The 15,092-nt window shown below is 39.8% G+C and carries 11 protein-coding genes; 2 read left to right on the forward strand and 9 right to left on the reverse strand.

Features of this window, described 5'->3' with window-relative positions; all coding sequences use genetic code 11:
* The first annotated feature begins 19 nt into the window (after nt 1–19).
* The gene (locus J2Y37_RS02930) at nt 20–2,131 is read left to right on the forward strand and encodes a TonB-dependent receptor (protein ID WP_349031801.1); all 2,112 of its coding nucleotides are present in this window, start codon (nt 20–22) and stop codon (nt 2,129–2,131) included.
* 3 nt (nt 2,132–2,134) lie between these two features.
* Nucleotides 2,135–3,595 (forward strand): PepSY domain-containing protein, encoded by a 1,461-nt coding sequence (locus tag J2Y37_RS02935; protein WP_349031802.1) that lies wholly within the window; start codon nt 2,135–2,137, stop codon nt 3,593–3,595.
* A 65-nt stretch (nt 3,596–3,660) separates the two neighbouring features.
* Here the strand turns inward: J2Y37_RS02935 and J2Y37_RS02940 are convergent, their stop codons facing one another.
* The 9 genes from J2Y37_RS02940 to J2Y37_RS02980 form a co-directional block, all read right to left on the reverse strand.
* Nucleotides 3,661–4,404: an adenosylcobinamide-GDP ribazoletransferase gene (locus J2Y37_RS02940; RefSeq protein ID WP_349031803.1), complete on the reverse strand. Its 744-nt coding sequence runs from the start codon at nt 4,402–4,404 to the stop codon at nt 3,661–3,663.
* A 102-nt stretch (nt 4,405–4,506) separates the two neighbouring features.
* Nucleotides 4,507–6,093, reverse strand: coding sequence for a histidine-type phosphatase (locus J2Y37_RS02945; protein WP_349031804.1), 1,587 nt, complete (start codon nt 6,091–6,093; stop codon nt 4,507–4,509).
* A gap of 106 nt (nt 6,094–6,199) precedes the next feature.
* Nucleotides 6,200–6,808 carry a histidine phosphatase family protein gene (locus J2Y37_RS02950; protein ID WP_349031805.1) on the reverse strand — a complete coding sequence of 203 codons (609 nt, stop codon included), beginning with the start codon at nt 6,806–6,808 and terminating at the stop codon, nt 6,200–6,202.
* The gene (gene cobT, locus J2Y37_RS02955) at nt 6,798–7,868 is read right to left on the reverse strand and encodes a nicotinate-nucleotide--dimethylbenzimidazole phosphoribosyltransferase (RefSeq protein WP_349031806.1); all 1,071 of its coding nucleotides are present in this window, start codon (nt 7,866–7,868) and stop codon (nt 6,798–6,800) included. Before cobT ends, J2Y37_RS02950 begins: the two co-directional genes overlap by 11 nt.
* 1 nt (nt 7,869) lies before the next feature.
* On the reverse strand, nt 7,870–8,388 hold the full coding sequence (cobU, locus tag J2Y37_RS02960) for a bifunctional adenosylcobinamide kinase/adenosylcobinamide-phosphate guanylyltransferase (RefSeq protein ID WP_349031807.1): 519 nt from the start codon (nt 8,386–8,388) through the stop codon (nt 7,870–7,872).
* A 2-nt stretch (nt 8,389–8,390) separates the two neighbouring features.
* Nucleotides 8,391–9,014 (reverse strand): 2'-5' RNA ligase family protein, encoded by a 624-nt coding sequence (locus J2Y37_RS02965; protein WP_349031808.1) that lies wholly within the window; start codon nt 9,012–9,014, stop codon nt 8,391–8,393.
* Between the two features lie 77 nt (nt 9,015–9,091).
* Nucleotides 9,092–11,227 (reverse strand): HAD-IA family hydrolase, encoded by a 2,136-nt coding sequence (locus J2Y37_RS02970; protein WP_349031809.1) that lies wholly within the window; start codon nt 11,225–11,227, stop codon nt 9,092–9,094.
* 322 nt (nt 11,228–11,549) lie between these two features.
* A complete protein-coding gene (locus J2Y37_RS02975) occupies nt 11,550–12,767 on the reverse strand; it encodes an MFS transporter (protein ID WP_349031810.1) in 1,218 nt (405 codons plus the stop codon).
* A 54-nt stretch (nt 12,768–12,821) separates the two neighbouring features.
* Entirely contained in the window at nt 12,822–15,092 is a 2,271-nt protein-coding gene (locus J2Y37_RS02980; protein WP_349031811.1) for a TonB-dependent receptor, read from the reverse strand.

The raw sequence follows: 15,092 nt of genomic DNA on the forward strand, positions 1-15,092 counted from the left end.
CTTTTATAGAGTTTTAAAAATGACGACTTATTTTCGTTTGTCAGTCTTAACGGCTGCCTGCCTGTCTGTGACTTACAGTTCATTGGCGATTGCTGAAGCAAATCCTGCACAAGACACCAAAACCTTAGCGACTATTGTGGTAACCGCAAGTCGTGAGGGCGAATCACTCAATAATACCCCTGCTGCGATTAGCCAAATTACCAGCCAAACATTAGCCGATAAAAATGCCACTTTTATTGGGCAATTGGTCAATCAAACCCCTGGGGTATTGATGAATGACTTGGGTAATGAACAACATATGATGTCGATTCGACAACCGATGACCACCGCAGCGGTTTATCAGTATTTAGAAGATGGTATTTCAGTTCGTCCTGTTGGTGTATTTAACCACAATGCACTCTATGAACTGAATCTTGCGGGAATTGATCGTATTGAAATCTTACGTGGTCCAGCCAGTAGCTTATATGGAAGTAATGCTATTGGCGGCACAATTAACTTTCTAACTAAAGCACCAAGTGCAACACCGACTGCTGAAATCGGCGTACTTGCGAGTAGTGAAGCTTACCGCCGTGTTGATCTTGGTGCGTCAAATACCTTTGCGACTGAGTTGGGTGAACATGGTCTACGTTTGTCTGGCTACGCGAGTGATCGTGGCGATAGTTGGCAAGATCATGCCGAAAGCAATAAACAAAGTTTCACCCTTCGGCATGATTGGCGCATTTCTGATGCCACACAAATCAAAAATATTGCCAGCTATAATCATCTAAAAGCAGACATGACTGGAAGCGTGAATGCCAAAGATTTTAGTGAACGTCCGGGTTATAGTTACCAGACATTTACCTATCGTGAAGTCGATTCCACCCGTTTATCTTCACAGATTAGCCATGCTTGGAATGAGATCAATCAAACTCAAGCAACCATATATTATAGAGACAACACCACTGAACAAAATCCAAGTTATAGCATTCGTACTGATATACGAAATGGTGTGCCTACAGGGACTTATACGGGCCAAACCACTTATAATCAGTTCAAATCTTATGGTCTAAATTTGCAACACGCCACAAGCTTTTATCAGGTGAAGTGGATTATCGGTACGATGGCAGAACATACGCCAAACAAAGCCAAAACTAATGATATTGAAGTATTTCGTGATCCGGAAACACGTATTTATACAGGTTTTAAACCACGAAAATTATTACGTGACTTCAATGTTGATGTCGATAACCAAGCCATTTACACCCAAGTCAATTGGCAAAGATTCGATAACTTAAATCTAGTCGCTGGTGCTCGCTACGACTGGATTAGATATGGCTATCAGAATAATTTAACGCCTTCGAATGTTACGGGTGCCCCGAACGAAACACGCCGCTTCCATAAAGCCAGCCCACAACTTGGCTTTATTTGGAATGCACATCCACTATTGGATATCTATAGCAACTGGTCACAAGGTTTTGTACCACCAGAAGTAAGCAATTTATACGGTGCAAACTTAGTGACACCAAATTTGTCTGAAGCAACATTTAACAATATGGATCTTGGCATACGCTTCAAACTTTTGGATGAACGTTTAGATGGTGAAATTACGCTTTATCGCTTAGATGGAGAGGATGAAGTCATTAACTATACTAAACCTGATAATACCCGCGAACCACGCAATGCAGGTAAAACGCGACATCAAGGCATTGAAATTGGTGCAACTTGGGATATTACAGATCACTACGATCAGCGTCTGAAACTATCCGGAAGTTGGGCGAAACATGAATTTAAGCAATTTCAGCCATCAGCAAGCTTAAATTATAATGGCAATCGTATGCCAAGCGCTCCAAAGGCATTTGGTACTGTTGAATACCAAATTAAACCCATTCCTGAGTTGTTGTTGTCCGCTGAAGGTGTCTACGTCGGATCATACTGGATCAATGATGCCAATACTGAAAAATATGATGGGCATACGGTATTAAATCTACGCGCAACCTATCGCCGCAATGCTTATGAAATCTATGGTCATATCATCAATGCCGCAGACGCGCATTATGCTGAAAGTACCTCATTTAGTAATAACCAAGCGAGCTTTACCCCTGCTGCACCGCGTACCTATTTATTAGGTTTACGCTATCATTTCGGGAAATAAGCCATGAATGCCAACCAACTCAAAAAGCTACTGAGCTTTCATCGTAGCCTTGGAATGGTGTTGGGCATTTTGGTTCTATTTTGGGCTTTAACAGGTGTGTTGCATCCAATTATGAGTGCAACACAACCGCAGCCTTTGAAACGAATGCCTCCACCGCAACAACTAGATTTAAACAATGCTTTACCAGCAAAAACGGTCTTAGAGCAAAATCAGATCAAGCAATTTTCTGCACTTCAAGCCATTCAAATCAATGCCGATCAAACAGCATATCGGGTATTGGGCACAGACCAAAATATTGCTGAATACTATGATGCGCATTCAGGTCATCGTATTGAAAATGCAGAATCACAAGATGCCAAACGTTTAGCCGTTTGGTATACAGGTCTTGCTGAGGAGCATATTGTTTCCACGCAACTGGTTACAGAATTTAGTGATGATTATCCGAGTGTAAATCGCTTGTTGCCAATCTGGCGTGTTGATTTTGATCAAGGTTTACGTGCCTATGTTGATCCTAGTCATGCACGACTTGCCACAATTTCTAATGACCAAAAGATGTGGATGGCACGGATTTTCCGCTTAGGTCATACATGGACGTGGAATAATCAGCAATGGTTTGGTCAAACACTTTTGATGCAGTTTGCTCTGATTGGTATACTCGTCATCACGTGTATGGGAATCGGACTGTTTTTCAAAATTCATAACCGAAAAAACCATCGTTTACGTCTGAAACCAATTCGATTCCTACATCGCTATTTAGGCATCAGTCTGAGTGTATTTATTTTACTTTGGGTGATCAGTGGTTTTTACCATCTTTGGCAAAAGAAACCCGAAATCGAAAATATTCAGCCTATTTTCAAGACACAAGATTTAGATCAAACGTCGTGGCAACTAGCAACAGCTCAGTCGATACAGCAATTACACCTAGTACCCATGTCATTCGATCACGATCAAACACGGGCTGCGTGGATGATCCAACTCATCGGCAAAAAAGACATGCAAGGCAGTATGACCGCAGCCAAAGAACATGATCATCATGGTCAGAGTAAAAATCAAACACCTGCGATCCAATGGATTGATGCTGAACAAGCCAAACCAGTTGACGTGCTTGAGCAAAGTAAACAGCTCGCTGCCGATTATCTCAATGTACCGATAGAAAGAATTAGGCAAAGTTCATGGATTACCAGCTTTGGTGGGGAATACGGCTTTATCAATAAACGTCTTCCAGTGATTAAAATTGATACCCATTTAAACGATCAATTACGACTCTATATCGAGCCAAGTAGCGGTGTAATCGCGGCAAAAGTCACGGCACAGGATGCACTCGAAGGCATAAGTTTTACTTATTTGCATAAGTGGAGTTGGTTACCGATTGATAAAATTGTTCGTGATATCTTATTAGGTTTAATCGCTGCATTGATTGCTATTTTGGTGATACTAGGCTTCTGTGCCTACCGTAAAAGATAATGTTTTTTTGATCCTCTCACGAACAATGAGAGGATCAATATCGCTCGAGATTCAATTTCATGAGTCTAAGACAGATAGAAAAATGTAATCAGAAAACTGATCAAGACACCCATCTCTGATAACTCAATCGAAGCACCAATCGTATCACCAGTAATCCCACCAATTCTTTCAATGAACTTCGCACGTAAATAAAACAGCAGCAGTAAAAAAATTGCTAAACAAATAATGCCAGACCATCCAAACACACAAAGAAATGACAATGTAATGACAAATACCATCCATGCCGCCGTTTTTGGGATCAGATCAGCAATAGAACGTCCCAAACCTTGTTTTCGCACATAGCTTGTAGTTAGGAAAAGAAATAAAGCCGCACTTCGCCCAATTGCAGGGACAATAATCAAAAGCGTAGATAATTGTTGTTCTAATAACACATAAATAGCGACAAATTTAAGCAAGCAAAGCATGATCAAACTTAAAACACCGATAGGCCCACATGCTGGGTCTTTCATAATTTTAAGTGTACGTTCAGGATCACCGAAACCACCAACCCATGCATCTGCGGTATCTGCTAATCCATCTAAATGTAATCCGCCAGTCAGCCAAATCCACAATACGAGGATAATACTTGCCAGCAATAAGGTTGGCAGTTTGAATAGCAATATTGAGCAGGCAAATAAAACCAAACCGATCAATAGTCCAATGAAAGGATAAAACAAAATAGCTTGTGCATTTTGCTGTGCGGTTGGTATATTTTTTAATTGAATCGGTAAAACAGTTAAAAATTGCAAGGCAATCCAAAAAGGTGTCATGCTAGAAATCTCAGCCAAGCTATATCTTTTATTCACTCATTATGAAGAAATAAAAATGGGAATAGCAAGCCTATTCCCATCCTAAGAAATTATTAAGTTAGATTATTGAATTTGATAGCATTGCTTAAGCTTTAAATAATCATAATAAAAACTGTTTGCGCGATATCGAGCATAGTTACATGAAGGTTTGAACAAGGTTTCTTTTTCATTGTAGAGCATTTTGACTAAGGTACTTCCTTGAGCATTTTGATAAATATCCCACTGTAAATTGGCCGCCATAGGCGATACCAATTCACCTCTCCATGCACTATTTGTATAGTTATAGGTTTGGCGTAATGGCAAAGTTTGCATCATGTTATGCAACTCAAAAGTCGTCGCAAGCGGAATAATGATTTCAGCATGCGCAAAGCGTAAAACTGCACGATGTGATTGTTGTTTATCTACGACTGCATCGACCTGCTTAAACAGATCTTGTTTCAATCCCTGAGCAATCGCACTGGTGACTTGATTCGACTCGCTAAAGCTGGGACCTTTTTCATAGAAATCATTGGCATCATTAAATTCTGCATAGAACTTTGCTGCATCTTCAGGCATATATTTATCAAAATCGACACCTTTGAGTTCACTCTGCATACCTCCCATGATTGAATAAAGCTCATATAAATAAGCGGCTGCATCCACAGCACTAGTAATGCTATTTTTACCCTTGCCTTTTTCAGTAATGGTTTCCCCATTCGGTGCGACTACGCTATATGAACCATTATTGCTAAAAGTATAAGCCTCACTCGTCCCTAGTTTTTGAATAAACTCAGCTTTGAAAATTGGCCTAAGCACTTGCATTGCAACCGTTTCAGCACGTGTATCACCTGTCAGTTCTTTCAGCTTTTGAGCTAAATCCTGATCTTCTTCGGCAAATTTCTGGTAAGCCTGACTCGCATCATAAACGGCTTTTTCTTGCTCAGATAAAGATTGAGCCAAATCTTGATCTGCCGTTAACTTATGGAAATAAAGCTTGAAGCGATCTACGCCACCATCTTCAACTGTTGGCACACTTTCACTGGCTAGGCTAGTATATGAAATTGGTGTAATTTTATCTTTAAGCTTTTGGTTTTGTTGAATAAGTTCATCAGTAAAAAACTTAGCGCTATCCACGGCACGGTCTACACCCGAACTTTGCACTAAAATAGATGACGGTTGGCTTTCTGCTGCTTTAAATAAATTTGGTAGGCGTTGCAATAATCGATCTGCAATTCCTCTATGCTCTAAAATCCCCGTCAAACTTTCATTGCCGTAACCAAACTGGCGAATACCCTCGACACCATAGCCTAACAGAATATTTGCTTTCATCATGCTTTCTAGATCTGCACCGAGTTTTTCACCTAACGGGGTCAGCGCATTTTCAGCCTTTGCCTGTTTCCATAGATTATAAAGTGCTAAATCATATTTGATACTTGATAAGCCTCGAGAACCATGACGTGCAACTAATTCAGTAAAAACAGATTCGAAGCCTTGTGGAATTGGCTCATATTTTTTTAGATCTTGTAAGGGCTGATAAGGTGTTTTAGTTTGATAATATTTTGATGGTGTATTATTTTCAGGCTTTGTCTGTGGTTGCTGATGATCATCATTGTTGCAAGCGACCAACAAGATACTTGCGCATAACACACTGCTTTTAAATAATATATTCATGAATTATTTGCTTATAGATAAAGAAGTGCCATGTATCATAGACAGGAGCAATGACAGTTCTATTAAACCATTCAGTAAAAATTTTAAATACAGTTGTATTTAGAAGCTAAGGAGCAAGTGTCTTTTCCATAAAACCAATCCCACTATCAGTGTCAAGCAACTCTAATTGATACAGTTTTCCCAGTTCTGCTGGCATTTTTAATAACTCATCTAAGCTATGTTGTCTTGCTAAACAGGTTAGTAACTTTATTACCCCTCCGTGTGTAACAATCAGCGCTGTTTCCCAACTGTTCTCCTGCATTTGCTGATGAATTTGTTCAAAACCTAACGTGACTCGTTGTTGAAATCGTGCAAATGATTCACCATTTGGTGCTTGATATTGAGTCGGGAATTGCCAAAAATTTGCCAGTAACTCAGGAGTCGTTTCATAAATCCTTTGAGTTGAAACACCTTCCCAATCACCAAAATACATTTCTTTGATATTTTCATTGATCAATAGCGGGCGTTGCAATTGATTGGCCAAATTTTCAGCAAAAAGACGGCACCGTTGCAGAGGGGAACTGATGATGACATCCCAATACTGCTGAGCGTCAAGATAACCTTGAACGGTTGTTTGCATCTGCAACCAACCTTTCTCTGTCAATTCATCATCAAGGTGTCCACGTAAAGTATGGCTTAATGTCGTTTCACCATGGCGCAGAAGATCAATCCGCAACTTTATCCCCTGAAACTGCCGCTTCTGCAAAGGTTGCCATCTGATTATGCAGCACACAAGCCAGTTGTATCATCGACAATGCTGCACCTGCACCACTGCCTTCACCTAATCGTAGATTCATCTTGAGAATGGGCTCAGCATTGAGTTCTTTTAATATTCTTTGATGGCCATACTCAGCGGATTGATGTCCGGATAACATCCACGCTCGTACTTTAGGTTGAATACGAACCGCACATAAAGCAGCTACAGAACTGATAAAGCCATCCACCACGATTGGTAAACCAAGCTGTGCGCAACGTACATAAGCACCTGTCATCGCAGCAATTTCAAGTCCACCCACTGCCGCCAAGATTTTTAGTGCATCATCAGCGACATAAGACTTGTGTAGTTTTACAGCTTGATCAATGACGTCAATCTTATGTCGCAATTGTTGATTGGTGATACCTGTGCCTACACCAGTCAATTGTTGGGCACTTTCATTTAATAACAAACATGCCAACGCAGAGGCTGAACAAGTGTTGCCAATGCCCATTTCCCCCGCAATAAAAATATCCGCTGCTTTTGATTTGGCTAAATCCACACTGTTTTTACCTAAGCTAAGCGCAGCTAAGCATTCTGACTCAGTCATCGCCGCTTGTTGTGCAAAGTTTGCTGTGCCAGCTCGAATACAATGACGCTCGACACCGACATAATCGTAAACTTCACCAACAGTTCCGCAATCAATCACCTGTAACTGAGCATGATGATGTTTGGCAATCACGCTAATCGCAGCACCACCTGAGGCAAAATTTTGTAGCATTTGGCGTGTCACCGCTTGAGGATAGGCAGAAATATTTTCTGCAACCACACCATGATCCCCTGCAAAAACACTAATCCAAGTTGTTTTAATTTGCGGGTATACTGTTGCTTGCAATCCAGCTAAGGTAATCGCAATCTGTTCAAGATCGCCAAGCGCACCTGTGGGCTTGGTTAACTGCAATTGACGTTGTTCAGCTTGCAATTTTGCATTCATATCGGGCTGTTTAACAGGTTCCAACCACCATTGAACAGATTCTGTCATGCTATTTCTCATCTTTTAAAATCATTGGAAAGCCCGCCACACAAAACACAACTTTATGTGCTAACTGCCCTAAAACCTGATGTAAACGCCCTGCTTCATCGACAAAACGACGACTAATTTCACCCATTGGTACGACACCAAGCCCCGTTTCATTACTGACGAGAATGATTGTTGATTTTAACTTTGGTAATACATCTAAAAGTTTTGCGGTTTGTTGTTGCTGCAATTCAATATCATCGTGCAGCAATAAGTTCGTCAACCATAAAGTCAGACAATCAACCAAAATCAACTGATTTTCTTGATCCAATTGCAATAATTTATCAGCGAGAAAGATCGATTCTTCACAAAGCTTCCACTCCGTTGGGCGTTGTTGCTGATGGTGCTCTATTCGCTGTTGCATTTCGTCATCAAGTGCTTGAGCTGTTGCCACATACACCACAGATAAGCCGCTTTCTCTAGCGACTTGCTCAGCTAAACGACTTTTACCTGAACGTGCGCCACCTAAAATCAGTTGCAACATATCTAATCCAGTCTAATTTGGTGATAAGGATAAAGTAATCCTTGTAAAATCTGAGCTTTATAATAGCCGAAAGTGAGTTGATTGACCTGAATTTTAAATTTTCGTAGTGGCAGTTTTTGAATACGTTGCAGAACAAACTCACTTTTCCAAGCTGCACGATAAAGTCCCAATGTGATGTGCGGACAATATACTGGCGCGGCAATTTCAATTGAGGTTTGTGAAAGTTGCTGACGGATTTTAGTTAAGACATTATTTTTATCATGAATGTGCAGAAATAAAGCACTGCTAAAACTATCAATATGCATTACTTCGAGCTCAAAAGTATCGAGCTGTAATTTTTCAAGCTGTTCAATCTGCTGATTCAGTTTATAAACTTCAAAATCATCATCAAACTTCGGTGAACTTTCTGTTAAGAAACCTGCAACAAATAAGGTGATATGGTATTGGCGTTGATTCGAAGGAATCAGCAGATCTGAAAATGCTTGTTGTAATTGTTCTAGATATACAATCAGTTCAGGCTGATTGATTTCGATATACCACAAACCGTATTTGACCCGACCATGATGCCATTCTGGATAATCATGAATACCTGTTGCCATCAGTTTTGTAAATGCTTGCAATAACACAACTTGTAGATCATTTTGAAGTTGTGTTATTCAAACATAAATTGCTTCATTCTTTAAAGCACTTTTGGTACTTTCATTTAAACGCTTTCTAGCCGAGTGACCAAGAGATTTTGAACATCAAGTTGCATACCATCTTCTTTCAATTGTGACTGTATCCCACGATAGAGTACATCTAGCAAGGCTTTACGCTGACTTTCAGAAATATCCAACTGCGCAATATTTTTTTGTAGATGCTGTACGATCACCATTTCATCTATATCCAGAACTTTTAAAGCATATACATAACCATAAATCGCTCCTTTCAATAAATTTTGATAAGGAATGTGCTGATGAATATGTTGCTCGATACTACCCAAAACGCGTTCATTAAGACTTAGCTTCCTTAAAGGATCTCTAGCCACGCGCTCACAAGGATCTTTGTAGGCCGATCGACATGAGTCCAAAAAGCTCTCTGCCATACGATCAAGTTCTTTGGCTTGATTTGGCACGACATTGCCTAGACCCAATTTAACCTCATCAACCAGTTGCTCAACAAAACACTGCATTCGTTGATCAGACATCGCGATACCGATGGTTTCCATGTCATTTAGACTTGCATACCACGCCAACATAGCATGACAACCATTCCACAACCGATTTTTAATCACTTGAATATCGGCAATCTGATCGACTAAAACCATTTGGCGCATTTTACTTAAGAGTGGACTTCGATTTTCAACATAAATGGGCATATCTGCTTCACTGTTGAATAAAATGAGATCCATATTTTGTGTGCATTGACCTGCTTGAAATTGCTCTCGTAGCTCCTCCAAGCATCGTGTCATTTGTTGCTCGTGTTTTTCACTCAACGTAGTTTCATCTGAAAGCTCAATAGCATCTGCATTCAAGTTAGCTTGGCTTTGTATATATAAACGATGCTTAATGTTGAGTTGGCGGTATAGGGTTTGGTCGGTCAGTTTTGAAACCATTCGATTCACGACGGTATCGCAAAAATAGTGTTCACTTAGAATGTGTTCAGCGATATCTTCATCAGTTATTTCAAGTAAAGCATCACGAATATATTTGAGTACGAGATACTTTGCACAGACTTTATTGAGAATGATTAAAAATGTAATGGGTTCATTATTTTGCTGTATATCTTGCGACATAAACCGTGCAAGTAAGCCTTTCGCAATCACTCGCGCTTCAGATTCAATCGCATTTTCAGGGATACACAATGCAATCAGGCTCGACTGCATATACATTTCAAGCATTTGCTGTTCATTGTTGGCATCAATGGCGGTTAGATTGTCAATTCGCTCATCATAAGAGGATTGACCATATCGAATGCTATACCCAGCAAATGTATTCACAGACTCGAGATACAAACGATTTCTGGTCGAAGCCAAAATTCGTTTAGGTCGGGTAAAACCATCCCAGTGCGACAGAACTTGAGCAATATATCCGCCACCTATTGCCCCAAAACCATGAATACCAACTGTCAACTGATTCAGGCTTTGCGGAAAAGCTTCTTGTAAAATCGGCATCCCCATTTCAGGAATATATTGATCCAAAGCATTTAGACACGCATACATATCTTGATAATAGAAATTTGCCTTTGAAAGCATATCATCGTTTGGTTCTTTGATATCTTTAAGCAGAATAGTGATACCACTAGCATCAAATGCAGAGCGAATACCATTTTCTGAATCTTCAAACATTAAACATGTCGATGTATCTAAATTTAACTGTTCCGCAGCTTTCAAGAAAATTTCGGGATGTGGCTTGCCTTTTTCGACTTCATCACCACAAACCAATACATCAAAAAACTTATACACGTTGGCATTAATTAAATACTCTTCGGCGATTGCCCGACGGCTTGAAGTCGCAACAGCCATCCTTAAACCAGACTTTCTTAAACGCTCTAGAACTTGAACCAATCCCTTTTTAATCGGTACACCGAGATGTCGAACAGACTCTAATTCTAATTCATCCGCACGCTTTCGAATTGCTTGATAAGGAACATCCTCACCATAAAATTTTTGAGCAAGTTGCTCAGCCGTTGTTGCACTCAAACCTAAACAGTTCATGAGATAATCATCTGAAAATTCCTGTCCGATGAGTTCTTGAGATGCCTGTTTCAATGTTTGAAACCGTAACCGCTCAGTATCAAACATTGTTCCATCCATATCAAAAATTGCCCCATGAACAGGATAATCATGAAAAATCAGCATTTTGACTCCTAAAATATTTATTACGCTATCTAGAGTAACCAATAAAGATGCCAATAATTCAGACTGTAAATAAATGAAATGAAATTGATTAAATATTATTCAACAATGTGCTTTTCTCATCTTATTTTGTTAGAACCAAGCAAAATACTTGCTCTATTAGAAAAAATATGATCGTTTATTGAGCGAATTTATGCTTTTGATTAGACATACGCAGTAAAGCGTATGCCTAAACTCTGTATATTATTGATGGGGCGAAAATCTGGAACGATGCCATTATTCATTTTTTATTCCACCCAAAAATCTTATACGTAACTAAAAAATATTAAAAATTTCTGAGCAAGGTCTTCTGATTTGAAAATGATATGACCAGTAAATAAATCACCACAGCGATCATCAGTATTAAGAGCGAATAAAATGGTAATTGAATGCCCCATTGATATAAAAAAGTGCTCAGTAAAGGCGCTACGATTAAACCGATCGCTTGAGTGGCTGTACAAAAACTTGCCATTTTGACTTGTGCTGATTGAGCAACAGATTGGGCTGCCCCAGTTGTAAATGCAGGTAAAAGGCTTGCCACACCAACCCCATAGAACACATAGCTTGCTTGAAATATCCAAATATGCATCGCATATAACGATAGGATTAGTCCAATCATCATGCTAAATGTACCCAACAATACCAATGCCATCAATTTCAAACGCATTACTTTTACAATCAGGATCTGCGTAACCACCAAGCTAAAGCCAACGATGAGCATACATTGGGAAAAATAAATCGCACTTTGTTGTGTTGTTAATTGAAAATGATCTTGAATATAGAATCCAGCAGTCATATTCAAAGTGACGATCGCGACGAATGTACTAAACCCAAGTATCAACCAAGGCAGCGCTGGCTTCAGTGAGAAAGAATCTGCTTGTGTTATATCTTGTTGTTTTTCAGCAGTTACAGCAGACATCACCGAGTCTTTCTGAAAATAGAGCGTAATAATTAAACTAAAAACCACCAATAAAATGACAGCAACCCACATCGGCAATAGAATTCCACCGAACAATAACACTGAGGTCAGAAATGGGCCAACGATCATACCTAAACTATTCATCGCGCCATACATCGCCATTTTTTGGCTGCGTTGTTGCTCATCTATGACATGTTGCATCACATAACTTTGTAGACCAATTTGTGGCATCGCCATAAAACCACCCGTACTGGCTCGACTAATCACTAACAATGCAAAAATAACCAAAACAGGTAATGTCTGTTGTATTCCCAAATAGAGAATTGCTGTAAATATAGCCCAAGTAATGGTCATGCCCCAGAAACCATAATTCATTAATTGATAAGGCGTCTGTATTTTTTTCCCTTTGGCGATCAGAATGGATGCAATTGCCATACAAATCGCACCTGCTGAAACAATCATGCCACCTTGTAACTCTGTTAAGCCAAGCTCACGAATTAATGGTGCGAGTAAAGGCAAAATCATTGAGAAACAAGTGCCGTTGGCTAAAGTTGCCCAAGCCAATAATTTAAAATTTTGCTGCATAATGTGTATTCATCAAAAGAAAAGGCATCCTGTGAAGATGCCTTTTTGATTGGATTAGTATTTGAGTGTATAGCTCAAACCATAAGTACGACCTTGAGCTGGTAGGCTAGAGATATCACCGTATACAGTTGAAACTGCTTGGCTATATACTGACTTGTAATCTGTATTCCAAACATTATAAACACCAAAGCCTAATGTCCCTGGACCAGCTTTTGCATTGGCAATCACATCCATAACCGCAAAACCTTTAATTTCTGCTGCTGGACTGCTGCTATTTGCAATCGCGTCTTTACGTGCTTTATCCGTACCATCGATAGCTAAAGCTTGTACTCGCAACCCTAGACCATCATTAAATTGCCAGTCTGAATATACTGTTGCTTTTAAAGGCGCTACTCGAATTGCATCTAGCTCTTGCCATTTACCATTTGAGTTTTTGAACTGACCACGTGTATAAGCTAAAGTCCCTCCGACATTCCAATCATCTGAAACGGTATATTTGACATTACCTTCAACGCCATACACTCGTTCATCAGTATCAATAACCTCAATCGCAAAACTTGGCGGACCAAATTTCAACGATTTGTCAGATTTGTTATAGAACGCCGTAATACCTGTACTTAATGCGTCATCTTGTAGACGCCAACCTAACTCAAAACTATTTACTTTGATTGGATCAATCGTTTGATTACTTACAACAAAGTTTGCTGGAACATCTCTCAACATGCGTTGTACATCAGGTAAATTCGCACCTTGCGAGAAGTTTGCAAACACCTGTTGTGCATCGGTTAAATGATAAAGTGCACCCACATTGAAAAGTGTTGCATCATGCTTAACTGAACCACCTTTTAAAGTTTTAGCTTGATAAGTTGGAACAAAGTCGGCAACCATTGCTTCAGAATAAGGAACTGAGTCTTTAACATCACTATCAATACGCTCATGACGAATACCAGCTTGTAGATTTAAGCGATCTGTTGCTTCAAATTGGCTTTGTAAGAAGAAACCAAGCTTTTCCGTATCAACATCCGGACCAAAAACATAATTATTTAAAGGCTTGAATTTCAGACCATTACTCACCATAAAGGTTGTTAAATCATATAATTGTGCTGTTGCACTTCCTTTTTCTTGGTCATAATCTACACCATAAGTTAAGTTTAGCGCACGTTCAGCAACATTTAACTTACTTTGCAGTGCCACACGTGCACCAAATACATCAATATCTGTTTCAGATTGGGTAACAATATTTGTTCCGCCTCCTGAAATAGATGAATGTACTAAAGCATTTGCACTTGGATAGAATCTGCCTTTTTCAGTACGATAGTAAGCTTCTGCATTTAAAGTCTGTCCCCAAAAATCTTGATTTTCATATTGGGCATTTACCGCACCACGCTTTGTTCGTGGTTGAGTATCAAGCTCTAAACCTTTAACCGCTTTCTGGCTTGGTTTTGTGCCTTTAACTAATAACACAGCTAAACCTGGACCATAGTCAGCACCATACTCACTGTCTTGTTCATCGTTATAGTACTGTGCACCAACACTTAGTTTTTGTTTGTCTGCAAACTGCCAGCTCAAACGACCATTAACATCTACAGTGTCTGTATCTTGACGGTCTGTTTGTGCAATTTCTGGACCGACACGATCACCATGGCTGTCTTGGATTTCTCCACGTTTGGTATAGCTTGCCCCTAAAAAACCACTCCAATCACCTTGATTAAAAGATGCGGACTGAAATGCTTCATAAGCTAAAGCATCGCTTTTGAAATTATCGCCAGATGTAACACCAAGTTTTGTTTCAAAGTTTACGCCATCACTAGAACCTCTTTTGGTGATAATGTTGATGATCCCCCCAGTAGCACCAGCACCATAGATACTGCTAGCACCTGATACAACTTCAACTCGCTCGATCATGTCTGGACTAATGCTATTTAACTGACGCGAACTATCACGTGATCCAGTTTGTGGTACACCATCAATCATATATTGCACAGTACGACCACGCATGGTCATACCGTAATTACTGGTTGTACCAGAACTTGGTGTTAACGATGGAACCAAAAAACCTAAAATATCCGCTGTACTTTTACCTGCTGCTGCTTGTTTCGCAATATCTTCTTGGCTGATGCTGTAAACCGTCCCTGCAATCTCAGCAATACTTTGTGCTGAACGTGATGCGGTCACAACAATCGGTGCAAGTTGTGTTGGCTTTTGAACTTCTGCTGCAACATTGGCTTGAGTCGTTGTATCGATCTCAGTTGTTTGCGCATAAAGCTGAGCGCTCACCGCCAAGCTCAAAAGTGTTAATGTTGTCGAAAGCGTATGAACTTTCAT

The organism is Acinetobacter sp. 3657, assembly GCF_031456775.1.
Taxonomy (GTDB): domain Bacteria; phylum Pseudomonadota; class Gammaproteobacteria; order Pseudomonadales; family Moraxellaceae; genus Acinetobacter.

Coding starts and splice junctions, on each gene's coding strand:
- J2Y37_RS02930 (WP_349031801.1), top strand. CDS start 20: ATGACGACTTATTTTCGTTTGTCAGTCTTAACGGCTGCCTGCCTGTCT.
- J2Y37_RS02935 (WP_349031802.1), top strand. CDS start 2,135: ATGAATGCCAACCAACTCAAAAAGCTACTGAGCTTTCATCGTAGCCTT.
- J2Y37_RS02940 (WP_349031803.1), bottom strand. CDS start 4,404: ATGACACCTTTTTGGATTGCCTTGCAATTTTTAACTGTTTTACCGATT.
- J2Y37_RS02945 (WP_349031804.1), bottom strand. CDS start 6,093: ATGAATATATTATTTAAAAGCAGTGTGTTATGCGCAAGTATCTTGTTG.
- cobT (WP_349031806.1), bottom strand. CDS start 7,868: ATGACAGAATCTGTTCAATGGTGGTTGGAACCTGTTAAACAGCCCGAT.
- cobU (WP_349031807.1), bottom strand. CDS start 8,388: ATGTTGCAACTGATTTTAGGTGGCGCACGTTCAGGTAAAAGTCGTTTA.
- J2Y37_RS02970 (WP_349031809.1), bottom strand. CDS start 11,227: ATGCTGATTTTTCATGATTATCCTGTTCATGGGGCAATTTTTGATATG.
- J2Y37_RS02975 (WP_349031810.1), bottom strand. CDS start 12,767: ATGCAGCAAAATTTTAAATTATTGGCTTGGGCAACTTTAGCCAACGGC.
- J2Y37_RS02980 (WP_349031811.1), bottom strand. CDS start 15,092: ATGAAAGTTCATACGCTTTCGACAACATTAACACTTTTGAGCTTGGCG.